Raw genomic sequence first — 26,425 nt, forward strand, 5'->3', positions numbered from 1 at the left:
CGCTATCAAACGCCGGACGAAGCCGAAGCGGACATCCGCAAGCGCGTCGACAACAAGGAAGTGGTGATCGGTTTCGGTCACCCGGTGTACACGATCTCCGACCCGCGCAACAAGGTCATCAAGGAGATCGCGAAGAAGCTCTCGAAAGAAGCGGGCAACAACAAGCTGTTCAGCATCGCCGAGCGGCTGGAATCGGTGATGTGGGAAGCGAAGAAGATGTTCCCGAATCTCGACTGGTTCAGCGCGGTCTCGTATCACATGATGGGCGTGCCGACGGCCATGTTCACGCCGCTCTTCGTGATCGCCCGGACGGCCGGCTGGAGCGCGCACATCATCGAACAGCGGATCGACAACAAGATCATCCGACCGAGCGCGAATTACACCGGACCCGAGAATTTGAAGTACGTGCCGCTAAATAGGAGAAAATAGCGGTCGCTGTGCGCTTTCATAGCGCGTGCAGTTCAACCTCGCGGTTGCCAGGACCGGTAGCCCGCGCAATGTTTAACTGAAACTAGATAGAAAGGTTTTCTCCCATGAAAAAATTGATGATCGCCGCCGTGATTGGCGCCCTGTCCACGACGATGCTGACCGTCGCGACTGACGCTGCCGCGCAAACGGCGACCACCACCACGAAGCCGGCGACCAAGGCGGTTGCAAAGCGCCCGCAGCCGAAGCGTCTGATCAAGCGCAAGGTCAATCCGGCCAAGGAAGCGAAGGTCGATCCGGTACCGGACGGCGCAGAAAAGTGGTCGTGCAACGAAGGCCTGTCTTTCGATCTGAAAGGCGACATGAAGCGTGACCAGATCGTCACGGTTCATTGGGCGAACAAGAACTACAACCTGCCGCGCGAAACGACCACCACGGGCGCTGACCGCTTCCACGACGCAGCATCGGGTATGGATCTGGTCGTGATCCCGACGAAGGCCATGCTGTTCTCGGACAAGGACAGCTCGCGTCTGGCCGACGAGTGCAAGACGGCAGCCATGACGGAAGGCGCACCGGCTCCGACGCAATCGAACGCAATCAACAAGAGCAACTAATTTCCCTCATCAGGAATACCTCGATGTCCGCTCCGATTTCCAACGTACGACCCGACCCGGACGCAGTCCTGGTCGATATCGTCGATTACGTTCTGGATTATCAGATCGACAGCGCGCTCGCGCTGGAAACCGCGCGGCACTGTCTGATCGACACGCTCGGCTGCGGACTCGAGGCGCTCACCTACCCGGCTTGCACCAAGCTGATGGGACCGATCGTGCCGGGCACGATCGTCCCCAACGGCGCGAAGGTGCCGGGTACGTCGTTCCAGCTGGACCCGGTTCAGGCCGCCTTCAACATCGGCGCCATGATCCGCTGGCTGGACTTCAACGACACATGGCTTGCCGCCGAATGGGGGCATCCGTCGGATAACCTCGGCGGGATTCTCGCGACAGCCGACTGGCTCTCGCGCACGGCCGTCGCAGCCGGCAAAAAGCCGTTGGCGATGAAAGACGTCCTGATCGGCATGATCAAGGCGCACGAAATTCAAGGCTGTATCGCGCTCGAAAACTCCTTCAACAAGGTCGGGCTCGATCATGTTTTGCTGGTCAAGCTCGCGTCGACGGCGGTGGTCGGCCAACTGATCGGCCTCACGCGCGACGAGCTGATCAACGCGGTATCGCAGGCGTTTGTCGATGGACAGGCGCTGCGTACTTACCGTCACGCGCCGAATACGGGCTCGCGCAAATCGTGGGCCGCCGGCGACGCCACCTCGCGCGCGGTGCGCCTCGCGCTGATCGCGAAGACTGGCGAGATGGGCTATCCGTCGGTACTCACCGCGAAGACCTGGGGCTTTTACGATGTCCTGTTCAAGGGCAACGAATTCAGGTTTCAGCGCCCCTACGGCGCGTATGTGATGGAAAACGTGCTCTTCAAGATTTCTTTTCCGGCAGAATTCCACGCGCAGACCGCCGTGGAAGCGGCGATGAAATTGCACGCGTTACTCGGGGTCCGGGGCAAGCGCATCGAAGACATCAGCAGGATCACGATCCGCACGCACGAAGCGGCGCTTCGCATCATCGACAAGAAGGGCCCACTGAACAATCCGGCCGACCGCGATCATTGCATTCAGTACATGATCGCCGTGCCGTTGATCCATGGCCGCCTGACGGCCGCGGATTATGAAGATTCGATCGCGCAGGACGCGCGCATCGATGTGCTGCGCGCCAGGATGACATGCGTCGAAGACGCGCAGTTCACGAAGGATTACCACGATCCTGAGAAGCGTTCGATCGCCAATGCACTGACGATCGAATTCAACGATGGGTCGTCATTCGAAGAAGTCGTAGTCGAATACCCGATCGGTCATAAGCGTCGTCGCGAAGACGGGGTTCCGTTGCTGGTCGAGAAGTTCAAGACCAACCTCGCGCGCCGCTTTCCGGTCAGGCAACAACTGGCGATTCTCGACGTGTCGCTGGACCAGGCGCGGCTCGAAGCCATGCCGGTCAATGAATACGTCGATCTGTACGTCATTTAGTTAAGTACTGTAGTTCCGCGATCAAACCAAGGAAAACACCATGGCCCACAACCTCCACAAAACGCTCAAGGAATTCGACAGCGGTTCCGGCAAAGGCAAGTTCTACTCTTTGCCGCAACTCGGTAAGGCACTGAACATCAAGATCGACCGCCTGCCGGTTTCGATCCGTATCGTGCTGGAATCGGTGCTGCGTAACTACGACGGCAAGAAGATCGCCGAAGAACACATCACGCAACTCGCGAACTGGAAGCCGACCGCTGCGCGCGTCGACGAAATCCCGTTTGTGGTGTCGCGCGTCGTGCTGCAAGACTTTACCGGTGTGCCGCTGCTCGCTGACATCGCTGCCATGCGCGGTGTCGCCAAGCAAATGGGCAAAGATCCGAAATCGATCGAACCGCTGGTCCCGGTCGATCTGGTCGTCGATCACTCGGTGCAGATCGATCACTTCCGCGAAAAGAACGCGCTCGATCTGAACATGAAACTGGAATTCCAGCGCAATAACGAGCGCTACCAGTTCATGAAGTGGGGCATGCAGGCATTCGACACGTTCAAGGTCGTGCCGCCGGGCGTCGGTATCGTTCACCAGGTGAACCTGGAATACCTCGCACGCGGCGTGCACAAGAAGGCCGAAGGCACGGATACGGTGTACTACCCGGATTCGCTGGTCGGCACCGACAGCCACACCACGATGATCAACGGCATCGGCGTAGTGGGCTGGGGCGTGGGCGGTATCGAAGCTGAAGCCGGCATGCTCGGCCAGCCGGTGTACTTCCTGACGCCGGACGTCGTTGGCGTCGAACTGAAGGGCAAGCTGCGCGAAGGCCTGACGGCAACCGATCTGGTTCTGACGGTGACCGAACTGCTGCGCAAGGAAAAGGTCGTCGGCAAGTTCGTCGAGTTCTTCGGCGAAGGCACGAAGTCGCTGTCGCTGCCGGACCGCGCAACGATCGGCAACATGGCACCGGAATACGGCGCAACCATGGGCTTCTTCCCGGTCGATGAAAAAACCATCGACTACTTCAAGGGCACGGGCCGCACGGACGCAGAAATCTCCGCCTTCGAAAACTACTTCAAGGCCCAAGGCCTGTTCGGTATTCCGAAGGCTGGTCAGATCGACTACACGAAGGTCGTCACGCTGGACCTCGGCACGGTGACGCCGTCGCTGGCCGGTCCGAAGCGTCCGCAAGACCGTATCGAAATCGGTCACGTGAAGTCGACTTTCAGCGACCTGTTCTCGAAGCCGGTGGCAGAAAACGGCTTTGCGAAGAAGGAAGCCGATCTGGACGCGCAATACACGACGACCAACGGCGTCGACGTGAAGAACGGCGACATTCTGATCGCCGCGATCACGTCGTGCACGAACACGTCGAACCCGAGCGTGCTGCTGGCCGCTGGCCTGCTGGCGAAGAAGGCTGTCGAAGCTGGTCTGACGGTCGCTCCGCACATCAAGACGTCGCTGGCGCCGGGATCGCGTATCGTCACCGAGTACCTGACGAAAACCGACCTGCTGAAGTACCTCGACAAGCTCGGCTTCACGCTGGCCGCTTACGGTTGCACGACCTGTATCGGTAACGCGGGCGACCTGACCCCGGAACTGAACGAAGCGATCACGAAGAACGACATCGTCGCGGCGGCTGTGCTGTCCGGCAACCGTAACTTCGAAGCGCGTATTCACCCGAACATCCGCGCCAACTTCCTGGCCTCGCCGCCGCTGGTCGTCGCTTACGCAATCGCCGGCAACATCACGCGCGACCTGATGACCGAACCGGTCGGCAAGGGCAAGGGCGGCAAGGACATCTTCCTGGGCGACATCTGGCCGACCAGCGAAGAAGTCAACGAACTGCTCAAGTTCGCGCTGGACGCCGACGCGTTCCGCAAGAACTACGCGTCGCTGACCAAGAAGGGCGACCTGTGGAGCAAGATCGAAGGCGAAGAAGGTCAAGTCTACGACTGGCCGAAGTCGACCTACATCGCCGAGCCGCCGTTCTTCGGCAAGGACTTCTCGATGACGCCGGCTGACAGCATCGCTGCGGTCACGAACGCGCGCGCGCTGGGCATCTTCGGTGACTCGGTCACGACCGATCACATCAGCCCGGCTGGTTCGATCAAGGAAGACTCGCCGGCAGGCAAGTGGCTGAAGGCAAACGGCGTGCAGAAGGCCGACTTCAACAGCTACGGCTCGCGCCGCGGCAACCACGACGTGATGATGCGCGGTACGTTCGCGAACGTCCGGATCAAGAACCTGATGATCCCGGCGAAGGCAGACGGCACGCGTGTTGAAGGCGGCCTGACGATTCACCAGCCGAGCGGCGAACAGGAATCGATCTACGACGCAGCAATGAAGTACATCGACGCCGGCACGCCGACCGTCGTGTTCGCCGGTGAAGAATACGGCACGGGCTCGTCGCGCGACTGGGCAGCGAAGGGTACGCAACTGCTGGGCGTGAAGGCCGTGGTCGCACGCAGCTTCGAGCGGATTCACCGTTCGAACCTGGTCGGCATGGGCGTTCTGCCGCTGCAGTTCAAGGGCTCGGATAGCGTGCAATCGCTCGGCATCACCGGCGAAGAAACGTACGATATCGAAGGCCTGGGCGCGGACTTCAAGCCGCAACAGGAAGTGACGCTGGTGATTCGCGGCAAGGACGGCAAGGAAAAGCGCGTTCAGGTGCTGCTGCGTATCGACACGCCGATCGAAGTCGATTACTACAAGCACGGCGGGATTCTGCCGTTCGTGCTGCGTTCGCTGCTGGCTGCTTAAGCTCAGCGCTCACGCAGACGGCTTAGCTGTTTTGCAGGGGCTGCATCCTGTGGAGGATGCAGCCGACTTTGGAAGCCCGACCTTTGGTCGGGCTTTTTTTTCGGCCATTTGGCGGGGTGATTCGGACTGGCTCGTGTTGGGTTGATGGCTACTTTTTCGCGCGGCCGGTTTGGAAGGCATCGGGGTTGTCGGTGATGCGCTGCTGGGTCATGCGGGTGCTCCAGTTTTCGTCAGGCGATCTGGCGACGCGAACCATTTGCGCGCGATGGCGTTGCTGGACTGCCCAGTTCATCAGCGCGGCCTGTTCGGCTGCGTCATTGTTTCTGACGGATTTCGCGGGCCATTCTGGTTGCACGGAGGCCAATGGACGCGCCTTGGCCCGCATGACATGGCTGGTGGCGATCCGCTGCGCTGCATGGGCTTCGGCGATGCGCTGGGGTTTCATCGCCCTCGGCCGTGTTAGCTGCTTTGCGGCGGAGTAGTCGGGAGCGGCGGCTACTGCGACCTTAGGTGTCGGCGCAGGGAGGAGTGGTGCGCTCGCGATCGGGGCGGCGGTCGTCGAAATGACCGGCCTTTCAGGAATTTCCTTTTCCTTGTTTGCCTGGCGTACCGAGCAACTGACCAGCAGCCAGGCCAGCACGATGCTGCATCCTGCGACGATCGCAGCGCCGAGCATGTAGTCCGACCGGGTCGAGCTCGGCCGAGCCGGACCGATGGCCAGATAGCGCTTGGCTTCCTCAAGCGCCGCGTCGATGCTGCGGGTATCGACGCGGCGTTGCACCGGCGCCTTGTAGAACAGAATGTGCTTCGGAGCTGTCGGCGCCGCGCGTCGGCTGGCGTGTGCGGGGCGCGGCGGCGGTTCAGGAGGTCGTGCGGGACGGGCCATCCACGCCCCTTCGCTCGCGCGACCGTCGGCTTGCCACGACCTGCCGAACGGTGGCGGCAAGCCACCGGTTTTTGGCGGCGTCGGCAAAGCCAGCTTACCCTCGACCAGAAGGAGCGACTGCGTCATTGCCGGTCGCTCCCGGCGGTTTTCGCGGCTTCGTCGAGTTGCGTCATGAGCGTTTGCAGGCGGGTGGTCAGGACGTCGATCGTGCAGCCTTCCGGCTCGGCAGATGTTGCGCCGGCCTCACGCAGCGCGGTTGCCACACTCTTCGCCCCCACCAGTCCCGTCGCGCCGCTCAATTTGTGCAAGGTTGAACGCATCGCAACGCGATAGTCGTTCCTGCACGCGCGCATGCACGCGAGATCGTCCTGCATCGCCCGATGCCAGCCGCGCAGAAATGTCTTTAGATCGATGCCTTCCTTGACGAGCGCATCGAGATAGGAACGATCGAATAATTCTTTGGACGGCGATTCATGCTTCGCGGACGGCGACACGACACTTCGACTCTCCTGTTTCGCGGACGGACCGTCGATAGGCATGTCAAGCTGCTTGATGGCGTGGATGGTGAACGGCGCTTCGAAGGCGGCATGGCCATGCTCGACGCGCAGGGTGCCGCGCATGCGCTCCGCGAGCATGCGGCAAAAGGCGAGCGCGGGATCGAATGCGGAATCCGCCTGCCTCGTGGAGGCGGGAGCGGGTGCGAGATGAAGCCCGCTTACGTCGATCAGAACGCGCTGCGAGCCGGCGTTGAGCGGCTCAGTGCGCACGGCGACGATGACGTCTCGATTCTCACGCGACGCGAGCACCGTATCGATCATGTGAAACACAATCTGACCGAGGCGGCTTGCGTCGGCCAGAATAACGGGGGATTGTGAGCCATCCAGATTGACGCTCGGCTTCACGCACCCGTGTTCTGGGGATGACTGGAACAATGCCGTAACGGCATTGATTAACGGCAGTAGATCCGTGGCGCTTTCGTCCAGAGCAACCGAAGGCGACGCGTGCGACTCCAGCACAAGCGCGTCTCGTACCACCCGGGACCAAACCTGGACGGCGGAGCGGATCATGACAATGACGGCCCGCTGGGTATCCGAAGCCGTCGCCGGGTCAAGCGAATTCACTAGCGCGCTCAAGGCGGATAAGGGCGGCAAAACGTGCCCCAATGACAGCCCCGGCGGGCACCCCATGTTCATTTCCGTTACTCGCTCAATCGATCAGCTTATGGAGCGACGCGAACTCGATCATTCCGGCGAGTGAGGACAAGCCAAGCTTTTCCTGGACGCGAGTTTTGTAGGTACTGACGGTCTTGTCGCTCAAGCCAAGATTGGCCGCGATATCTCTGTTACTGACTCCACGCGCAAGATATTGCAGAATTTCGACTTCGCGTGGAGACAGGCTGCTCAGGCCTGAGTTTTCAGCCCGGCCGACGGCGTCTGCGGGAAAACAGTCGTAACCATACAGGACCGTTTTTGCAGCGGTGACCAGCTCGCCTATTTCGCGCGATTTGCCCACATAACCATTAGCGCCAGCCGCTCGCGTGTATTTGGCCATGACATTTTCCGGCTTGGCCGACAAAACCAGAATGCGCACTTTACCGTCCTGCAGACGAATACGTCGAATCATGGACAATCCATCCAGACGCGGTAAATCGAGATCGAGAATCACCAGATCCGGACTGATATCGAGCGTCATTTTCAGACCCTCTTCACCATCACCACATTCTCCGACCACCTCCAGTTCGGCGTCCTCCCGGAGCACAGCGACGATGGTCTCGCGGATCATCGGATGGTCATCGATAATCAAAATTCTTTTCATGTCACTGCCTCAATCAGCGTAATTCACCATTCTACTTAATCATCGTCCAATCGATTTCCCCCTATATCGTCGACATTTGCCAATTTAATTATCGATTTATCCGACCAAATATGTTGAATCTTCCCAAGCGGAATGAAGACAGCATTCAGAATGTCGTCAATTAAAAACCCGTTGTGACGTATTAATACGTCACAACGGGCGAATAAAGCAACGCGGATAAACCGCTAAATCCGCGACTTGTGACTTGTTATTGATCCTGGCCGGGCTTGGCAACGGCACGTTTTCCGCCGCGTGCAAAATCAAGTTCCACTCGACGGTTCGGCGCAAGGCAATCCACCAGCGCCTGATGGCCCCGGTTACTACACTGCACGAGCGGGTTGTCTTTGCCCATACCCGTCGCGGTCATCGGGATCGTCACGCCGCTGCTTTGCAGATAACGTCGCACCGTTTGCGCCCGTTTCGTCGAGAGTTGGCGGTTGTACGCGTCACTGCCAAGACGATCCGTATAACCGTCGATACGGATAGCCGTAACGTCGTCAACCTGCTTGAGGTCGTGTACCAGTTGATCCAGCTTGCCCTTGCCCGCCGGCAACATGCCTGCCAGGTCGCCACGATCGAACTTGAAAGTGGCGTCGGCCGACAATGTCATCTTCTCCGGAATAGGAGAGGCCAAGGGAGCTGCGACTGGCGGCGGAGTACACGCCTCAAGCGCCGCGCCGATTGCTGGCAGGCCTTTTTCGACGCCATCCACAATGCGTTGGCTCGCGTCGAAGTCGCGTGTCCATGCTTCGTGGCCGGCGTGGATCAACTCGACTTCGGAACACGCCGTCAGGCGTTGCGCTTCCGGACATTGCGCGAACCTCGGCGACGTTTTGGCCGCCAGCACCAGCTTCCACAGATCGGGGCGCACCACCGCGCTCGTACGCAACTCCTGATTGTCGACGGACAGACCCTGACTGGTTTCCAATGCAGTAGTCAGCCGGTTCGCCTCGAGTAGCGCCTCCTCGACGAAACCCCAGCCATCGTGGCTCGAACGTTCGTCGCGAGCCGCGTTGACCCAGCATTGCGCCTTGTCCCCAAAGTAGTTGTTTTTGCGTTCGCCAAGCGCATTCAGGCGTGTCTGGATCGACGTGAGCGCCGCGCCGTTCTTCGCGCCGCCGTATGTTTTGATCCACGCGTCCGTGACAGCGCCGGAGGGCTGATCCTGCGACGCGCTAAATCCGGTCTGCAGAACCGTAGGGTCCTGGATCTGCAGCCGGTCGCGCGTCGCCGACGACGAACATCCTGCGACCATCGCGGCAAGCGCGATAGCAATCAATGAATACTTCATGTCTGTTTCTCATAGAAAGAGGGTCGCACGGAAGCTTCCCGTGCGACCCAGACAGCTAACGTCTCAAGTTCTAGTCAAGGCCAGTTGGCCAGGCTTAGTTGCCGAGGACGATGCCGATGCCGGCGCGGACGATGGTGCTATTGCCGCCCGAGGTGGACACGCCCAGGTTGTAGTTGATCGTGCCCTTCTCGTTCCAGCGCGACACGCCCAGACCAACGGCCTGGAAGCCACGATAGTTGGAGACACCCGCGTTCACCGTCGTGCGGCCCGGCAGATACGGCGTCACGATGTTCAGTGCCGATGCCGAAGCAATACCCTTGGCTGCGCTGCGATCCACGTTCTGGATGGATTGACTCATTCCACCCATGGCGTTGTTCAACTGATTCAGGTTGACCGCATCGGTGCCTTGCGTACCGGCCGCGACGTTGGTGATCTGACGCTCCGCTCCGGCAGAACCCACCGAGACCGAGTTGTCGCGATCCGTCGTCGAATTCGCACCCAGCGCGACCGCATTGGTATTCGGAGCCGAAGCGCCCGCTCCCATCGCAACCGAGTTGTCGCCCGAGGTCACCGTGTCCTTACCGATTGCAATCGAGGTCGCACCGGTTGCCGCAGCACCGTTGCCGATCGCAATCGAATCCGAACCGGAAGCGACCGCCGCCGTACCGCCGTCAGCCGGCACGTTGATGTTGACGAAGGTCGTGTTGCCCGCCCCGCCGCCCGCCAGATTGTTCACCTGGCTTTGCAGGCTCGAGAACTGCGAGTAGTTGACCGCGTCGGTCGCGGTCGAACCCGCGGCGACGTTGGTCAACGTCACCGGCGTCGAGGAACCCGCGCCGCCCAGGGTGACCCTGGACTTCGTCGAATCGTCGTAGGCCACTGCGTTCGCCGTACCACCGCCGCTGCCCGCGTTGTCCGCAACGTACTTCTGCATCTGGCCGAAGTTGACCGCGTCGGTCAGGTCGGTTGCGCTGGCCACGTTCTTCAGCTGGGTCGGCGCACCGCCCGCGTTGAAGGTCACCGTACCCTTGGTCGAGTCGTCGTACGCAATGAACGAGTTCGTCACATTGCCGGACGGATCGACGTTGAGACCGGCTTCCTTCAGTTGCCGGAGGTTCACTGCATCGCCATCGGCCTTTGCGTCAGCCACGTTCGACAGTTGCACCGGCACCGACGAGTCCGCGCCGCCAAGCGTGAGCTTGTTGTGCAACGACGAGTCGTACACGACACCGTTTGTCGAACCGGTTGTCGCCTTCGCGTCCACCGCGGCCAGTGCCGAGCCGACGTCGTTGAAGGTGTTGCCGTCGAGCGTGTAGGTCGGCTTGGAGAGCTTGCCATCCGTACCGACCGTGGTATTGCCGCCCAGCGCCGTTGCAGCGCTGGTCATTGCGCCATAGAGCTGCGAACCGTTGATTGCATCACGGCTGCTCGACGTCACCTGGCCCACGGCGACGTTTGTCAGGATCACCGGTACCGTCGAACCGGCGCCACCGAGGGTTACTTTGCTCTTCAGACTGTCGTCATACGCAACGAATGCACCCGTCACGTTGCCGCTGCTGTCGATGTTCGCGCCCATGGCCTTCAACTGCTGCACGTTCACCGCGTCGTTGTTGGCCTTGCCGTCAGCCACATTGGCCAACGTAACCGGCACGGTCGACTTGGCGCCGCCCAGCGTCAACTGGTCGTGTGCCGAGGTGTCGTACACCACGGCATCCGCCGAGCCACCGCCGCTCGCCATCGCAGCGACCGCGCTCAACGCGGAACCCACATCGCTGTAGGTGCCGGTGCCGAGCGTATAAGTCGGCTTCGACAACTTGCCGTCCGTACCGACCGCCGAGTTGCCACCCAGCGCTGCGGCCACCGAGCTTGCCGTGTTGAAGAGTTGCGTGCCGTTCACCGCGTCGCTGCTGCTGGACGTGATCTGCCCCGCTGCCACGTTCGTCAAACCGACCAGGTTGGTCGTGCCTTTACCGCCGAGCGTCAGCTTGTTGTGGGCCGAGGTGTCGTAAATCACCGCATCAGCCGAACCGCCACCCGCGACCGAAGCAATCGCCGCGTTCATCTGCGAAAGATTCACTGCATCGGTGTCTTGCGTGCCGGCTGCCACGTTGACGATCTGACGCTCTGCGCCGGCTGTACCCACTGAGATCGTATTGGCTCGATCCGACAGAGAGTTCGCACCCAGTGCCATTGACCCATCGGCCTTGGCATACGCGTTGGCTCCCAGCGCAACTCCATTCGCCGCGTTCGCGTCCACTTGCGCGGAGGTGCCCAGCGCCAATGCATTATTGGCCTCGGCGTTCGAGTTGTAACCAATCGCCACGGCGCTGTCTGCCTTTGCGCTGGTCGATGCACCCGAGCCAATCACGGTCGTGTTCGCCGACGCCGACACTGCGCCCGATCCCACCACTGTGCTGTAAGCCTGGAACGTGGACGCTGCGGTACCAACGGCAACCGAGGTATCACCCAATGCCGTTGCGCCCGGACCGATAGCCATCGAGTCCTTGCCGGTCGCGGTTGCGGCCGGCAAACCAGGCGTGAGATTCGAGCTGACCGCGATGTAGCTCGTGACCGGCAGGGCATCGCCTAGCAGCGATGCACCTTGCAGCATCGACTTCACGCCGCTTTCCTGTTGCGACAGTTCGGCCTTCAGACCAGTCGTCTGTTGGGTAAGCTGGTTTTGTAGCGCAGACAACTGGCCAAAGGTAGCTGCGTCCGTTGCCAACGTACCATTCGCCACGTTCATGATCCGGCGCTCCGAACCCCGCGAGCCGACCGAAATCGTGTTCTCGACCGTTGCGACGGAATTCGATCCAAGCGCCACCGAATCGCCGAACTGCGAGCGTGAGCCTGCGCCGATCGCCAATGAATTCAGACCGCTGGCATAGGCACCGCCGCCGATCGCCACCGCTTCACCGCCGGACGCAATCGCAGCCGACGACCCGGACACCACCTTGATGTACTTGGTCGTCTCCGCGATGTTGTTGTTGATCGAGCTGACGCTCGAATCAATTGCGCCAAGCGCTGAACCAACGTCCGTGTAGGTGCCGCTCGACAGGGCGTAGCTTGGCTTCTTGATGCCGCCGTCAGCGTCGACGCCAGCGCCGCCACCCAGTGCGTTTGCTACGGTGTTCGCCGTGTTGTACAGCTGCGCACCGTTGATCGCGTCCTTGCTGCTGGTCGTCACAGCGCCCGCTGCGAGGTTCGTGAGCGTGACAGGCAGGCCGGTTGCGCCACCCAACGTGATCTTGTCGTGGGCACTGGAGTCGTACATCACGGCATCAGCGGTTGACGAGCTTGCCGATTGCGTCACGGCAGCTTGCAACTGGCTCACGTTGACCGCATCGGTAGCTGCTGCGCCCGCGGCCACGTTGGTCAAGCGACGCTCCTTGCCCGCTGAACCTACCGAAACTTCACCCGCCGGCGTGATACCCGACAGCGTGCCGCTCGACAGCATGTAGGCGGGTGCAATCAGGTTCGTGGTGGTCGTGGAGTTCGCGCCCAGTGCGACCGAATTGCCGGCCGTCGCCTTGGCATTGCCGCCGATCGCCACCGCATCCGCACCGGTCGCCGACGAATCCGCCAGCGTCGAATTGGCGTGGAAGTACTTGATGCCTGCGCCGCTGCCGTTCGTGATGTTGTTCACCACGTTCGTCAGGTTCGTCACGTTGCCTGCAACGTTCGCCACGTTCTGATTCGTCAAGTACAGCTGCGTACCGTTGACCGCGTCCGTGCTCGTTGCCGACAGCGTGCCCTCCGCCAGGCCCGAGATCTTCGTGCCGGTGGCGCCCTTCAGCGTGATTGCGCTCTTCGACGTGTCGTCGTACGAAACGAAGGCATTGGAGATATTGCCCGACGAGTCGATGTTTGCGCCCATCGCCTTCAGTTGCTCGACGTTCACTGCATCGTTGTTGGCCTTGCCGTCAGCGACGTTGGCGAGCGTCACGGGGGTGGTCGAACCCGTGCCGCCGAAAGTCACCTTGTCCTTCGACGTGCTGTCGTAGGCGACAAACGCGTTGGAGATGTTGCCCGACGAGTCGATGTTCGCGCCCATCGCCTTTAGTTGCTCGACGTTCACTGCATCGTTATTCAACTTGCCGTCAGCGACGTTGGCAAGCGTCACCGGTGTCGTCGAACCCGTGCCGCCCAGCGTGACCTTGGTATGCGAAGTCGTGTCATAGGCAACCGAATCCGAACTGCTGCCCGTCGCGGCCGCTGCAACGAGAGCCGACCCGACGTCCGTATAGGTCTTGCCGCCAATCGTGAAGCTTGGCGCCTTGATCGTGCCGTCGCTGTTGACGCCCGTGCCGCCGCCAATGGCCGCCGTTACGCTCGACAGTTGCTTGACGTTGACTGCATCAGTATTCGCCGTACCAGCGGCTACGTTGATAACCTGACGCTGCGACGTGCTGCTGCCCACCGAAATCGCGTTCGCGCGATCGGCAACCGAGTTGTAGCCGATGGCGACCGCGCCGGCGATGCCCGCATTCACCGTAGCATTCGAACCAATCGCCATCGAATTGCTTGCACCCGTCGCGACAAATGAGTTCGAACCGAGGGCAACGGATTCCGCCGCATTCGACTGACTGCCTGCGCCGAGAGCGAGTGCGTCAGTGTTTTGGGCATTGGCGTTGTAGCCAATCGCCACGGCATTGTTTGCCGAGCCGCTCGTGGAAGCGCCGGCGCCGATCACGGTAGTGTTCAACGACAACGCCGCAGCGGCTGTGCCGATTGCCGTCGAATTCGCGAGGGCCGTGCCCGATTGCGCGCCGATGGCAAGCGAACCCGCACCAAGCGCAGTCGCCACCGGACCGATTGCCATGGCGTCCTTGCTATTGTCGGTGCTGGTGCCGCTGCCTTGACCGGTCGTGACAAGCGTGGAGACCGCGATGTAGTTGGTAACAGGCGTGGCGCCCAGCAGGGTGCCGCCGCTCTGGAGCATCGACTTGACACCGTTCGTCTGCTGCGTGAGCTGGCTTTGCAAAGCGGTCAACTGAGCCACGGTGGCTGCGTCGGTACCGAGTTGGCCGTTCGCGACGTTCATGATGCGCCGCTCACTGCCTTTCGAACCTACCGAAATCGTATTCGCTACCGTTGCGACCGAATTTGAACCCAGTGCCACTGAATCAGCGAACTGGGCGCGCGAACCGAAGCCGAAAGCCATTGCATCCGCACCGCTTGCGTAGGCCCCGCCGCCAATCGCCACCGATTCACCGCCGGACGCGATCGCCGCAGAGGATCCCGACACCACCTTGATGTACTTGGTCGTATCAGCGATCGTGTTGTTCATCGAACTGATCGAGGAATCCAGCGAGCCTAGTGCCGAACCGACGTCGTTGAACGTGCCGCTCGACAAACCATAGGTCGGCTTCGTAACCTTGCCGCTGGCGTCCACGCTCGAACCGCCGCCGAGTGCCGCGGCCACTGAGCCTGCTGTGTTGTAGAGCTGCGAGCCGTTCACAGCGTCCGTGCTGGACGACGACACCGCGCCCGTCTTCACGTTGGTCAGTGCGACCGGGGTCGTTGCGCCGACACCGCCGAGGTTGACGGAGTTCTTGGCCGTGCTGTCATAAGCGACGAATGCGCCTGTCACGTGACCGCTCGTGTCGATGCTCGCGCCCATCGCCTTCAACTGCTCGACGTTCACTGCGTCGTTGTTCGCTTTGCCATCTGCCACATTGGCGAGCGTCACCGGCGTTGCTGAAATCGTGCCACCGAACGTCACCTTGTCGTGTGCGGAGGTGTCGTACTTCACGCCGTCGGAGGAACCCGTGCCGGCCTTCGCATCGACTGCTGCCAGTGCTGCGCCGACGTCGGTGTAGGTGTTGCCATCCAGCGCGTAAGCGGGTTTGACGACCTTGCCCGTGGTGTCCACGCTTGAACCACCGCCGAGTGCTGCTGCAACGGAGTTAGCCGTGTTGTAAAGCTGCGAACCGTTCACAGCGTCTACGCTGGAGGACGACACCGCGCCTGCCTTCACGTTGGTCAGGGCAACCGGAGTCGTTGTACCGGCGCCACCGAGTGTGACGGAGTTCCTGGCGGTGCTGTCATAAGCGACGAATGCGCCTGTCACGTGGCCGCTCGTGTCGATGCTCGCGCCCATCGCCTTCAACTGCTCGACGTTCACTGCGTCGTTGCTTGCCTTGCCGTCGGCGACGTTGGCGAGCGTGACCGGCGAGCTTGCGCTCGTGCCGCCCAACGACACCTTGTTATGCGAGGTCGAGTCGTACAACACTGCGTCGACGCCGCCCGCGCTAGCGATCGCGGCATTCAACTGGTTCATGTTCACTGCGTCGGTACCCGCAGAACCGGCCGCGACGTTGATGATCTGCCGCTCGCTGCCCTGTGCGCCGACGGAAACCGAGTTGGTTCTTGCCGCAACCGAGTTGGCACCCAGCGCGACAGAATTGCTGACGAGCGCCGATGCCTTATTGCCAATCGCCACGCTGTTCGAATTGGCCGTCAATGCGCTGTCGCCAAGCGCGATCGAGTTGTCTCCGGCTGCGGAAGCGCCCGGACCAATGCCTATTGCTTCGGCGCCAGCTGCCGTCGAACCGGCTGCCGTCGAGTTGACGTGGAAATACTTGATGCGACCTGCGATCAGGTTGAAAGCGTCGCCGGCGTTGTTGTAGGAGAGGCTGCCGTCGTCGAACTTGTAGGTGGGGGGTGTGATGGAGCCATCGCCCGACACCGTCGCGCCGCCACCTATCGCCTGCGTAACTCCCTTAAGCTGGGATACGTTGACCGCGTCAGTATCAGCCGTACCGGCAGCCAGCTGATTGATCTGATTTCCGGACATCAATACGTTATTCATCATGGTGACGCCGGCGGTAGCCTTCAGCCACAAATGCCCGTCAATCGAACCGATGACATAAGTATTATTATTATTCCACTCCGTGGAATTGTCTGTGAATAAACCAAATCCTTGATTGATGCCGAGCTGAGTGGACAACGTACATGTAGCGTTGCCATTAATCATCCCGTAGTGCGACCCACATGCCTCCATTCCAGCAGAACCGGAATCCCCATTTGCATATGTATAAGGAATATAAGGCGCCGGGACGTCAGCAGTTCCGTCATCTGCCGATGCAGCATAGCTGGACGACACGCCACCGAATACCCCGACCATCGACAGCGCGAGTAGGGCCGGCACCTTCATCCGTATCGCCCTCGCGGCAATGACTGGATGATTGACCGCACCGCTTTCGCCTACTAGATCTGCCGTCGTTGCAAGCTCGATACTCCGTGACGCTTTCCCCTTTGCCCTGGTCGTCTCAGCCGCGGCCACGTACGTACCCGCCGACGCATTCCATACCGATTTGTATACCTTGTTCATTCCTCTCGCATTCCCCAAAAAAAGCAAGCGAACCTGCTTACACATCAATTTGTGAACCGTGACTGAAGATCGTCAAAAATCCGGTCTTTTAATCCGGTTTTCGAAACAGCCTTTTCACGCGTCGCAAATTTAACTGTCTCGCTCATCTCTTAAAATACGATCGAGATCGAATGTGTGTAGGAATAACTCCGAGACTCTGTCGGAATAAACGAAAGCGCCAGCATTTATGGGGTGTTGCGCATGGATATTTTTTATTTTTCCAATAATTACATATTGTTTACCAAGCCACTACCTCCCCATGGCAATGGGCCGCCGGCTCCAGATTCAAGCCAGCAAAACCAGGCCCAGCCGACACGTACAGCCAATCAACAGGCAAACGACCCAAAATTAATACTTCAGAAAATCACCTTACCCCCTAGGAAATTTCGCCCGCCATTGTCGACGTCATTATTCATATACTGCGACGCTGTGTGATCTTCCGCGTTTGTCGATTATTTATCTGAAGGTACACATATTTAAATAACACTTAAACCAGAAAATCCATGCAATGCAAAACCAACTTCCCGGACACTTTTAAATCTATTTTTCCAACGATGAAAATCTCTCAAATCGACCTCAAAAATAAGCAACGCGGCCAGGGCATGACCGAGTACATCATCATCGTCGCGCTGATCGCCGTTTCGGCAATCGGCGTCTATTCGCTGTTCGGTCAGACCTTGCGTAACCAGACCGCCGGTCTCGCCGTCGAAATGTCCGGCAAAGACGCACAGAGCAATATCCAGACGTCGCAGCAGAACGCCGCTACCGCCACGACGAACGCGAACAAGACCAAGAACATGGGTACGTATAACGACAGCAATAACGTCGGTAACTGATCGCTTCGTATACGGATAAGCATCATGAAACGCTCTGCCCTCACGGGCAGGGGCAGGGTCGCCGGCGCTAGCGGGCAGGCGCTGGTCCCTGCACTTCTGTTTCTGCTGATCGGATGTATCGGCCTATATGTGGCGTTCAACTCGTTCCAGATGACGAGCGCCAAAATCAAACTGCAGAACACCGCCGACGCCGCCGCGTATAGCGCGGCCGTGCTGCAGGCCCGCGACTACAACTTCTCCGCGTACACGAATCGCGCAATGGTGGCCAATCAGGTCACGGCAGCCCAGATCGTGGCGCTGAAATCGTGGATCGACGATCTCGATGCAACCTATAGCCACTCGGACCTCGACGAGGTGGTCAGTGCATTTGCGGATCACGCCGACCAATGGAACGCTCCGAAGCGCCAAGGCAAAATCGATATCGCGCCGTTACGCGCAACCCTGGACGCGTTACTGCCCGGCGTAGCAACCGGCGTCGGCTCGATCATTCGGGCGCTCAGCGTCGCCCAGGCCAGCTATCACACTGCGGTGTTCACATCCGTGCCGGATACGGCCGACGCGATCGCGCGACAAAATCAACCCGACACGCACGTCACGGCCGGTTACTTCACGAGCACCCGCAACGGCACGCAGCTCGCCGCATGGCGGTCCTATACCACCACGATCACGCCAGCAGGCACTGCGGGCCCCGACGATTTCGCCGACGTGGTGACAGACCCGGCCACACTCGACAACTTCGTCAAAAATCGCGATTCGACGCGAAGCGTGGCGCCGAACTATCAGCAACTCAACGACACCGCGAATACCTTCTGCAAGCCGAGCGGCACGATCACCGTCAATGTGACGCACGACGGCGGCACACAACTGCGTAGCGACAAAACCGGCTGGGAATCAATCGACGCAAGCACCGCGCATGTGACGATCAGTTGCGTCGGCCCGATGGATACCGAAGCTGGTTTCGGCGGCAGCGCAAACGGCAATGTCGCGAACTTCATGACCCATCCCCCGTTCGCAGCCTGGCAAGACTGGGAAGGTTACGGCGGCTACTTCAACTTCGGTTACAAGGGCAGTTCGACGCCCGGCTGGCAAGTTCCGGACGCCATGGCGGAGCAATTCAGAGTCGGCCCCGGCACGCCCCTCGATCCCACCAACGGCGGCCTGCTGCCCTACCAGAACACCGTCGGCACACCGGTCATCGCAGCGGCTCCGCGTATCACGATCGAAGTGGAGCGACTCGACAACACCCTCGTCAAAACGAAAAACCTTGCTGGCGGTGGCCGCCTCGAGGTCGACTTCAACGGTGCCGGCCAGGCGATGCGCGCTTTGTCGAGTGCCAACGCTTACTTTGCGCGCCCCCAGGAAAGCGCAACGGCTTCACTTGCAGGCTCGTTGCTGCATGCGAGCCAATGGGCCCGCGACGACGGACAGTCCGAGTACCCCAGTCTGTTTAGCCCTTATTGGCAAGCCACGCTTGCGCCGGTCAGCGCCAGCGAACGCAATTCCGCGATGGCATCGCAGATCTCCACGAACAGTCCGGTGCGCTAGCGATGAAACTCTTTCTATTGAAAAGCAAAGCGCAGTCCGGCCAGGCGATTGCCGAGATGCTGGTCGCCACGACGTTCGTGATGAGCGTCCTGCTTCTCGCAATCGTCATGCTTGGCAAGTTCAACGACGTACGCAACAAGACGTTGATGGGCTCACGTTATGTCGCATGGGAACGCACCGTGTGGTTAGACAGTGCCGTCAGCGGACCGAACTCGGGCGTCGGCAGCAACCAGGACTGGTCGAAACAATACGGTGACTCAGCGCTGACCGTCAGCAAAAGCGACGCTGAAATAAAAAACGAATTCCTGCAACGAACACTGTCAGCTAATGGCACGGCCATCCTCGGCTCCGATCGCCGCATTGCTCAATTGCCGTCTACGCAGCAAGCCATGTGGCGCGATTACAGCGGCACACCCTTTGTCAGTTCGACCGGCGATATAGTTGTGAGCACGAGCACGAGTGACGACCCGCCCTCTGGCGCGTCGAGCAACACTGGCGCGTTCGGCAAAATGCCAACTGCCAGCGGCGGCGCCTATGCGACGTCGATGAATTTGCCCACGCACAACCTGCAGTCGGGCACGCTCAGCGTCACGGTCGCGGACAGCAGCGAGGCACTCAAGCGCCTCTGGAAAAACTTCGGCGGCCTCACGTTCCAGGACACCAATGTCCTGCTGACAAACACGTGGCTGCCCGACGGCTCGATCAAAGCGAAGGCCCAGTTCGCTCAGGCCGTTCCCGCTGCGAATGCCACCTTGGTCGATCCCTCGCTCTACATGGGCATGCAAAAGTACGCACCGGAGATCGGCACCACGGCAAAGATCGAATTCGGCCGCATTCAGCAAGATGTCGTGCCGAACAACCGGACGTATCAGCCGTATCGAGCGGACCGATGAGCATCATCCGTTCAATCGCACAAAGCTGCGGGTTCGCATGCGCACTTCTCTGCGGCGAAGCGATAGCCGATACGGCCTGCAACAAGCAACCCGTCAAGGCAGAACATGTTGAGGCCATCGGCCGGGACATGATCGTCAACGGCGTGCCCACGTCCATGCTTGGTCTGCAGTTCGCTGCCACCGCGACGGATATCGCGAATGAATTCCGCGACTTCTGGAAGCAGGAAGGCGTACCGGCGAAGGCCCAGCAAGGCGCGTCGGGACTCTTTCTCAGCGCGCTCGACGACACCTGCAGTTACGTCCTCACGATCCCGGCCCAAGCCGACGGCGGCCCTGTCAAAGGCATGCTCAGCGTCATCCGCCTATCGGGCGAACCCGCGCGCCATCAGATACCCGACAGTGCCCTGCCATTGCCGGACGACGGCAAAGTCATCTCCGACATCGAAAGCCACGATCCGGGTCAAGCGGGGCGAACGTGGCTCATCGCACTCGGCGGCCGCTCGACAGACAACGCCAACCGCTACCGCAACAAGCTCGCGGGACAAGGCTGGGCGAGCGTCACCCAAACCTCGGCCGACCGCCGGGGCATCTCCCGGTCAGCCCGAAGCGCCGCCGTCGTCATGCAGCGCGGCAGCGACCGCGTCGATGCCATTTTTTCCGACCACGACGGACAAACCGATGCTGTCGTCAACGCAACAAGGAATCGCTGAAATGAAACGTCTTAACGGCCAGTTCGCGTGGCAACGCGGTCAGGCCTACGCCGAATATCTGGTTGTCACCTCCGCGATCGCAACAGCGCTGCTCGTGGGCCCTGACATTTTTCCGATCCCGGATCTCGCCGCGGCGTTCAAATCGTTTTTTTACGCTTACAGCTTCACTCTCTCGCTTCCCTGACCCGACAAGGTCGCTTTGTTATGTTCAAGAAAATCAAATTCCGCTCGCTGCTTGGAAATTCCTGGGTTTTGCTGGTTCTCGCCGTATTGGTGGCAGGCGGCCTCACCTTCCTGCTATACAAATATTTGACGGATCGCGAGACCAAGCTCAAGGCCGAAATGTCCGCCAATCGCGTGCGCGCGGGCATTGAAGTCGTCGTGCCAATGCGCGACGTGCCGGCCGGCACTCCGCTTTCGAGTGGCGATTTCGTCTCGCGCGAAATCTCGCAGGATCTCGTCTACGACGACATGATCCGGGTCGACGATTTCCCCTCCTATCGTCCGGCGAAACTCGTTCGGGCCGTGCGACGAGGTTTGCCATTGCGTGCCGGCGATATCGATGCGCTACGCGGCCGCGACTTCTCCGACATTCTGCCAGCGGGTCAACGCGCCCTGACGCTGGAAATCGACACCGTCAATTCGACGGCCGACATGGTGCGTCCGGGCAATCGTGTGGATATTTATTGGCTCGGCAAAGTCAGCCGCCAGGGACAGTCCACGTCCGACGACGCCAGAACCGTGCAACTGATGATGCCCAATGTGCTGATTCTTGCGACCGGTCAAGACGTTCGTCCCCGTGACGCCGGCGAAGCACGCGACAGCAGCAACAGTAATCCGCCTGGTTTGCCGGGCAGCACGAGTTATTCGACGGTCACGGTGCAAGTTCCCGTTTCGGAAGCGCCACGCATCGCGCTGGCTCAAAAGTTGGGATCACTGCGCCTGATCCTGCGCAATGCGGACGACACCGGCACGGACATCCCGAAGGCAATCAGCGAAAACACGCTATTCGGTCAGGGCGGCGGCGATGCCGGTCCGGTCGTCGAATTGATCACGGGCGGTGGCGTGGCCAACACGCTATTGACGCCGGACAACGGACCCGCCAAGCCACCAGGAGTGGCGGCTGCCGCTCTGGCCAACGCGGACCCGTCCACCGTGCCGCTCATTCCTTCAATGAACCCCGTCAACGGGGCCGCACAGCCGAGCGTCCGGGAGCAAGCCAATGCCATCGCGCAACAACTGCAAAAAGCGATCGCCGCGCGCGCGTCGAACCGGAACTAAGTAACGAGCACAGATTTCACCAAATGAAAGTTAAAAACAATGCGACGCTCTGGCGTCGCCGGGCCTTGTCGTCCCTCCTCATCGGTGTCATGTTGTGCGACGCCGCGCCCGCGGCGCTCGCGCAAACCGCGTTTTCACCGGCTGCCGGCGAAGCGCCGGCAAAAGCGGCTGTCCTCGAAATGTTCCGCGGCGAAGTCCGCATTCTGCATTTGCCCGGAACGATCAAACGTATTGCACTCGGCAACGGCAAGCTGCTTACGGCGAACGTTGTCGACGGCAATCTGATGCTGCTGGGCGAACAGCCCGGCGTGACCTCGCTGGTCGTCTGGAATCAGAAAGGGATTGCACTTCAAACCACCGTGCGCATTGCGAAAGGCGAGGTGAATGCCTCGCTCGAGCAACTACGTGCGGTGTTGCGGCCCGTCGCGGGCCTGCGCATCGAAGCAGTGGGTTCGAACATCGTGCTCTCCGGCGTCGTGCACAAGAACATGGTCCCGGTCGTCAAGGCAGCAACGGAAGACCTGAAGAACCTTATCGACACCACCACCGTCGATGAAGGCGACGCGCTCAAAAAGACCGTGCACTTCAAGGTGCAGATCATGGAAATCACACGGACCGGGCAGAAGAACCTCGGGATCGCGTGGGACAGTCAATTCGCAGGGCCGCAAATCGGCGGCCAGGCTTACGCTGGCACGGATGCGTCGAGAGTCAAATCGAACACGCTCGACGGTATGGTAGGCAACTACTTCCTCGCGGGTATCGCGTCGAATATCACCTCGCGGATCAACTTCGCGGTCGAGAACGGCGACGCGTATATCCTCGCCGCCCCCGAGCTCAACACGAAAAGCGGCGGCACCGCGACATTCCTCGCCGGCGGTGAGGTGCCGATTCCACGCGCGGGCGCGCTCGGCACGACCGACGTCGAATACAAACCGTACGGCATCAAGCTGAACATTCAGCCGACCGTCGACGCCAACAACATCATTTCGGCTCATCTCGTGACTGAGATTAGCCAGATCGATCCGTCGGTCACCTACGGCGGCATGCCGGGCTTCCTGACGCGCAACGCGAGTTCCGACATCTCGATGCGCGCGGGGGAAACGCTGGCCATTTCTGGTCTAGTGAGCGCCGACGCATTGGGTGACAGCACGGGCATGCCGTTCCTCGGCAGGCTGCCGATCATCGGTCAGCTGTTCCGTTCCGATAGCTTCCGTTCGAAGAAAAGCGATCTGGTGATTTTCGTGACGCCGGTCATCTCCGATCCAGCAGCTTCGCCGAATACGGACTTGCTGGCTCGCGCCGACAAGTTCGACCAGCGATATCGCGCCGAGTATGGCGACCCGAGTCCGTTGGTCGATTCGGAGCCGCAAGCGACGACACCGGCAACGCGGCACCCGATTGGCCCGACCCCTGCGGTATTGCCGAGCCCAACGCGCAGTACGCCGCAACAACCGGAGGCCGCGGCTGCAGTCTCGATACCGGCACTTACGCCGATGCGCCGTCCCACGCCAGTGCCACTGCCTGAACAACCGCCGGCGCCGGTGCAGCTACCCATGCAGGCGCCTACGTCGTCGCCCCCGATCGGTGTCGCCGAAGCATTACGCAGGTTGAGTACCGCACAGCAGCCACTCACGGGTCCGAGAACAACTGAGCCCAACGCCCAAGCCACGACCAACGGCAAGGTGCCGGCGCAACAGGTTGGCGTACTCGGCTCAGGCAACTGACCGGCAACACGGAGAAGCAAGATGCTGAATCTATATGTTCAGGCGCGAAATGCCCCCGTGCGGTCGTTCGAGATCGACCTCGGCTGTACGATCGGCAAGGATGCGAGTTGCGATATCGTCGTGAAGGGCATGCTGGTCGGGAAGGTTCACGCGCGGATCGTGCGTGAACACAATGCCTACTATATCGAGGACCAGGGCGGCATCGCTGCCACCCTCGTCAATGGCTCGCCCGTCACGCGATACGGTCCGCTCGGCGAGATCGACGAAATCGAAATCGGGACGACAATCATCAGGATTGCTCGTAGCGGCAACAGTCAGGTCGCCGTGCCCACGACATCAGCGGCGCCGCCTAACGGCGCGCTGGAACCACGCTTCGCGCAAGCCGTGGCCGCTCCGTCGAGGGAGCAAGCTGGAGTCTCTACCGCAGCGGGCGCCTTGTCGTCCGCCGACCATCCGCAGTCCAGTGCGCGAACGGTAGCCGCCAACGCTATGCCAGCGACAGTTCGAGGGGCGCCCGCGGTACTAGCCAGGAATCCCGCAAGCTCCGAGGCTCCGCTGCGCACGCAACCGCCGCGAGTCAGAAAGACCAGCGCACCGCAGTTCGCGCTCGCATCGATCAATAGCCCCAGCGGTATCGAGTTGCGCAAACGGGCGCACATGAAAGTGATCGCCGCGCTCGACCTTCGCCGTTTGAACGTCGCACGCATGGAAGACGACGAACTGCGCAAGACGGTCAGTTCCGCTCTCGATGAAATTTTCAGCCACGACGCCAGTTTCCGTACGCCCGACATTGCGCTGGACGTGTTGAAGAAAAGCGTCTTCGACGAAATCATCGGCCTGGGCCCGTTGGAAGAACTGATCGCCGATCCGACAATTTCGGAAATCATGGTCAACTGCCACGACGAGATCTTCGTCGAGCAGTCGGGAAGATTGACGCGCTCGCCCGTGATTTTCACCGACGATCACGCCGTGCTTGGCGCCATCGAGCGGATCGTGACGCCGATCGGCCGGCGCATCGACGAAAGTTCGCCGATGGTCGATGCACGTCTGGCCGACGGCTCACGCGTGAACGCAGTCATCCCACCGTTGGCGCTGAAGGGGCCAAGCATCACGATCCGGAAATTCTCCCAGCGCAAACTTGCTGGCGAAGACCTGGTGCAGTTCGGCTCCATGTCGGCGGACATGCTCGACTTTCTGCACACCGCTGTCGAACACCGCGCCAACATCATAATTTCGGGCGGCACGGGGTCGGGAAAAACGACGCTCCTCAACGTCTTGTCGAACTACATCCCCGATGACGAACGAATCGTCACCGTGGAAGACGCTGCGGAACTGCAACTGTCCCAGCCCAACCTGGTGTCTTTGGAGGCTCGTCCGGCCAACATGGAAGGCAAGGGCGCGATCCACATTCGCGATCTCGTGAAGAACTGTCTGCGCATGCGCCCGGATCGCATTGTCGTCGGCGAGTGTCGCGGCGGCGAAGCGCTCGACATGCTGCAGGCAATGAACACCGGCCACGACGGCTCGCTGACGACGGCTCACGCAAACGCACCGCGAGACTGTATTGCTCGCCTGGAAGTGATGACCCTGATGGCCGGTCTCGATCTGCCCGTGCAGGCGATCCGCGAGCAGGTGTGCTCCGCGCTCGACATCATCGTGCAGCAAACGCGTTTCTCCTGCGGCTCTCGTCGCGTGACGCATATCACCGAAGTGAGCGGCATGGAGTCGGGCATCATCACGTTGCAAGATGTTTTCGTATTCAAGGAAGAAGGCTTTGGCGAGGACGGAAAAATTCAGGGCAAGTTTGTACCAACCGCCTACATTCCCGATTTCTATCAGGATCTGATTCGCCGCCGCATTCCGGTGAACACCGACATCTTCACGCGTACGGACTAAGAGCTCGAGCATGAATCTATTCGTTATTCTCGCGCTGGTCTTCTTTGGCAGCATATTCGTGATCTGGATGATTGCCCGCACGGGTCGTTCCACGCTAAAGGCCAGCTCCCAGCATATGGCTGGTGAGATCGAGTCGTCGCTCGCCGACGCTTTCGTGTTCGTGAACCGTCAAAAAACCGTGGCCTGGAGCATGTTCGCGATGATCGGGATTCCCATCATTGCGCTGCTACTCACTCACAGCTTTCTGATCGCTGCGGCGACCTTGCCGATTGCGCTCACCCTGCCGAAGAAGTTTTTGGCACGGATGCGCAGCAAGCGCATCGACGCGCTCGAACAGCAATTGCCCGATGCGCTGTTGATGATGGCCGGCGCCCTGCGTGCCGGTGTGAGTTTCCCCGTCGCGCTCGAAAGCGCCGTGCATGAATCGGCGCCGCCCATCTCTCAGGAATTCGAGCTGCTTATGCGAGAAATTCGCCTCGGCATCGATCTCGATGTCGCGATGCGTAACGCCGAACGCCGCATCCCTGTGCCGGACTTCATGATGGCGACAGCCGCCATTACGATTGCTCGCGAAGTGGGTGGAAACCTCGCGGAGGCGCTCGAGTCCGTCGCCAATACATTGCGAGCCAAGTTGCAGATGGAAGGGAAAATCAAAGCCTTGACGTCGCAAGGGCGCATGCAGGGAATTGTCATGACTGGGCTGCCGCTGCTCGTGATGGCCGCACTCTTTTTTCTCGAACCGAAGGCAATGGGGCCGCTCTTTCACGAACCCGTCGGCTGGGCCACCCTGGCCGTTATCGCCGTGATGGAATTTCTCGGCTACAAGTCGATTTCGAAGATCACTAACATCGACGTGTGACC

Annotated in this window: 18 protein-coding genes and 1 pseudogene; 13 read left to right on the plus strand and 6 right to left on the minus strand. The window is 60.4% G+C overall.

Annotated features, from left to right (window positions below):
* The 4 genes from FQ705_RS06910 to acnA all read left to right on the plus strand — a co-directional run.
* Positions 1 to 429: citrate/2-methylcitrate synthase (locus FQ705_RS06910; RefSeq protein ID WP_313955661.1), on the plus strand; the 429-nt coding region annotated here is incomplete at its 5' end.
* Positions 430 to 533: 104 nt separating this feature from the next.
* Entirely contained in the window at positions 534 to 1,040 is a 507-nt protein-coding gene (locus FQ705_RS06915; protein ID WP_144138732.1) for a hypothetical protein, read from the plus strand.
* Between the two features lie 23 nt (positions 1,041 to 1,063).
* On the plus strand, positions 1,064 to 2,515 hold the full coding sequence (locus FQ705_RS06920) for a bifunctional 2-methylcitrate dehydratase/aconitate hydratase (protein ID WP_144138735.1): 1,452 nt from the start codon (positions 1,064 to 1,066) through the stop codon (positions 2,513 to 2,515).
* 40 nt (positions 2,516 to 2,555) lie between these two features.
* A complete protein-coding gene (gene acnA / locus FQ705_RS06925) occupies positions 2,556 to 5,273 on the plus strand; it encodes an aconitate hydratase AcnA (protein WP_144138738.1) in 2,718 nt (905 codons plus the stop codon).
* A gap of 148 nt (positions 5,274 to 5,421) precedes the next feature.
* Here the strand turns inward: acnA and FQ705_RS06930 are convergent, their stop codons facing one another.
* The 6 genes and pseudogenes from FQ705_RS06930 to FQ705_RS34920 form a co-directional block, all read right to left on the minus strand.
* The gene (locus FQ705_RS06930; RefSeq protein ID WP_144138741.1) at positions 5,422 to 6,285 is read right to left on the minus strand and encodes a hypothetical protein; all 864 of its coding nucleotides are present in this window, start codon (positions 6,283 to 6,285) and stop codon (positions 5,422 to 5,424) included.
* Positions 6,282 to 7,061: a hypothetical protein gene (locus FQ705_RS06935; protein ID WP_144138744.1), complete on the minus strand. Its 780-nt coding sequence runs from the start codon at positions 7,059 to 7,061 to the stop codon at positions 6,282 to 6,284. Before FQ705_RS06935 ends, FQ705_RS06930 begins: the two co-directional genes overlap by 4 nt.
* Positions 7,062 to 7,365: 304 nt before the next feature.
* Positions 7,366 to 7,974, minus strand: coding sequence for a response regulator transcription factor (locus FQ705_RS06940; RefSeq protein ID WP_144138747.1), 609 nt, complete (start codon positions 7,972 to 7,974; stop codon positions 7,366 to 7,368).
* A 247-nt stretch (positions 7,975 to 8,221) separates the two neighbouring features.
* Positions 8,222 to 9,304, minus strand: coding sequence for an OmpA family protein (locus tag FQ705_RS06945; protein ID WP_144138749.1), 1,083 nt, complete (start codon positions 9,302 to 9,304; stop codon positions 8,222 to 8,224).
* Positions 9,305 to 9,398: 94 nt separating this feature from the next.
* The gene (locus FQ705_RS06950; protein ID WP_409934708.1) at positions 9,399 to 16,121 is read right to left on the minus strand and encodes a YadA-like family protein; all 6,723 of its coding nucleotides are present in this window, start codon (positions 16,119 to 16,121) and stop codon (positions 9,399 to 9,401) included.
* A 426-nt stretch (positions 16,122 to 16,547) separates the two neighbouring features.
* Positions 16,548 to 16,685 (minus strand): annotated as a pseudogene (locus FQ705_RS34920) (ESPR domain-containing protein); the annotation flags it as partial.
* Positions 16,686 to 17,233: 548 nt separating this feature from the next.
* On the opposite strand from FQ705_RS34920, the gene FQ705_RS06955 reads away from it, so the two are divergent.
* Genes FQ705_RS06955 through FQ705_RS06995 form a run of 9 tightly spaced genes read left to right on the plus strand, consistent with a single transcriptional unit; the run spans position 17,234 to position 26,423 of the window.
* Positions 17,234 to 17,515, plus strand: a complete 282-nt coding sequence (locus tag FQ705_RS06955) for a Flp family type IVb pilin (RefSeq protein ID WP_144138755.1) — start codon at positions 17,234 to 17,236, stop codon at positions 17,513 to 17,515.
* Positions 17,516 to 17,539: 24 nt separating this feature from the next.
* Positions 17,540 to 19,060 (plus strand): pilus assembly protein TadG-related protein, encoded by a 1,521-nt coding sequence (locus FQ705_RS06960; RefSeq protein WP_144138758.1) that lies wholly within the window; start codon positions 17,540 to 17,542, stop codon positions 19,058 to 19,060.
* A 2-nt stretch (positions 19,061 to 19,062) separates the two neighbouring features.
* Positions 19,063 to 19,953 carry a hypothetical protein gene (locus FQ705_RS06965; RefSeq protein ID WP_144138761.1) on the plus strand — a complete coding sequence of 297 codons (891 nt, stop codon included), beginning with the start codon at positions 19,063 to 19,065 and terminating at the stop codon, positions 19,951 to 19,953.
* Entirely contained in the window at positions 19,950 to 20,663 is a 714-nt protein-coding gene (locus tag FQ705_RS06970) for a hypothetical protein (protein WP_144138764.1), read from the plus strand. Before FQ705_RS06965 ends, FQ705_RS06970 begins: the two co-directional genes overlap by 4 nt.
* Before the next feature lies 1 nt (position 20,664).
* Complete coding sequence (locus FQ705_RS06975) at positions 20,665 to 20,847, plus strand: hypothetical protein (RefSeq protein ID WP_144138766.1); 183 nt, start codon at positions 20,665 to 20,667, stop codon at positions 20,845 to 20,847.
* Between the two features lie 20 nt (positions 20,848 to 20,867).
* Positions 20,868 to 21,944 carry a Flp pilus assembly protein CpaB gene (cpaB, locus tag FQ705_RS06980; RefSeq protein WP_144138769.1) on the plus strand — a complete coding sequence of 359 codons (1,077 nt, stop codon included), beginning with the start codon at positions 20,868 to 20,870 and terminating at the stop codon, positions 21,942 to 21,944.
* 23 nt (positions 21,945 to 21,967) lie between these two features.
* A complete protein-coding gene (locus tag FQ705_RS06985; RefSeq protein WP_144138772.1) occupies positions 21,968 to 23,668 on the plus strand; it encodes a type II and III secretion system protein family protein in 1,701 nt (566 codons plus the stop codon).
* A 21-nt stretch (positions 23,669 to 23,689) separates the two neighbouring features.
* On the plus strand, positions 23,690 to 25,564 hold the full coding sequence (locus FQ705_RS06990; RefSeq protein ID WP_144138775.1) for an ATPase, T2SS/T4P/T4SS family: 1,875 nt from the start codon (positions 23,690 to 23,692) through the stop codon (positions 25,562 to 25,564).
* Between the two features lie 10 nt (positions 25,565 to 25,574).
* On the plus strand, positions 25,575 to 26,423 hold the full coding sequence (locus FQ705_RS06995; protein WP_144138778.1) for a type II secretion system F family protein: 849 nt from the start codon (positions 25,575 to 25,577) through the stop codon (positions 26,421 to 26,423).
* The last annotated feature ends 2 nt before the right edge of the window (positions 26,424 to 26,425 follow it).

The sequence above is a fragment of the Paraburkholderia sp. BCC1884 genome (assembly GCF_900996225.1).
Classification (GTDB): Bacteria; Pseudomonadota; Gammaproteobacteria; order Burkholderiales; family Burkholderiaceae; genus Paraburkholderia.

Bases quoted from the DNA above. Each gene is read 5' to 3' on its own strand.
- FQ705_RS06915 (WP_144138732.1), top strand. From the start codon at position 534: ATGAAAAAATTGATGATCGCCGCCGTGATTGGCGCCCTGTCCACGACG.
- FQ705_RS06920 (WP_144138735.1), top strand. From the start codon at position 1,064: ATGTCCGCTCCGATTTCCAACGTACGACCCGACCCGGACGCAGTCCTG.
- acnA (WP_144138738.1), top strand. From the start codon at position 2,556: ATGGCCCACAACCTCCACAAAACGCTCAAGGAATTCGACAGCGGTTCC.
- FQ705_RS06930 (WP_144138741.1), bottom strand. From the start codon at position 6,285: ATGACGCAGTCGCTCCTTCTGGTCGAGGGTAAGCTGGCTTTGCCGACG.
- FQ705_RS06940 (WP_144138747.1), bottom strand. From the start codon at position 7,974: ATGAAAAGAATTTTGATTATCGATGACCATCCGATGATCCGCGAGACC.
- FQ705_RS06945 (WP_144138749.1), bottom strand. From the start codon at position 9,304: ATGAAGTATTCATTGATTGCTATCGCGCTTGCCGCGATGGTCGCAGGA.
- FQ705_RS06950 (WP_409934708.1), bottom strand. From the start codon at position 16,121: ATGATGAATAACGTATTGATGTCCGGAAATCAGATCAATCAGCTGGCT.
- FQ705_RS06955 (WP_144138755.1), top strand. From the start codon at position 17,234: ATGAAAATCTCTCAAATCGACCTCAAAAATAAGCAACGCGGCCAGGGC.
- FQ705_RS06960 (WP_144138758.1), top strand. From the start codon at position 17,540: ATGAAACGCTCTGCCCTCACGGGCAGGGGCAGGGTCGCCGGCGCTAGC.
- FQ705_RS06965 (WP_144138761.1), top strand. From the start codon at position 19,063: ATGAAACTCTTTCTATTGAAAAGCAAAGCGCAGTCCGGCCAGGCGATT.
- FQ705_RS06970 (WP_144138764.1), top strand. From the start codon at position 19,950: ATGAGCATCATCCGTTCAATCGCACAAAGCTGCGGGTTCGCATGCGCA.
- FQ705_RS06975 (WP_144138766.1), top strand. From the start codon at position 20,665: ATGAAACGTCTTAACGGCCAGTTCGCGTGGCAACGCGGTCAGGCCTAC.
- cpaB (WP_144138769.1), top strand. From the start codon at position 20,868: ATGTTCAAGAAAATCAAATTCCGCTCGCTGCTTGGAAATTCCTGGGTT.
- FQ705_RS06985 (WP_144138772.1), top strand. From the start codon at position 21,968: ATGAAAGTTAAAAACAATGCGACGCTCTGGCGTCGCCGGGCCTTGTCG.
- FQ705_RS06990 (WP_144138775.1), top strand. From the start codon at position 23,690: ATGCTGAATCTATATGTTCAGGCGCGAAATGCCCCCGTGCGGTCGTTC.
- FQ705_RS06995 (WP_144138778.1), top strand. From the start codon at position 25,575: ATGAATCTATTCGTTATTCTCGCGCTGGTCTTCTTTGGCAGCATATTC.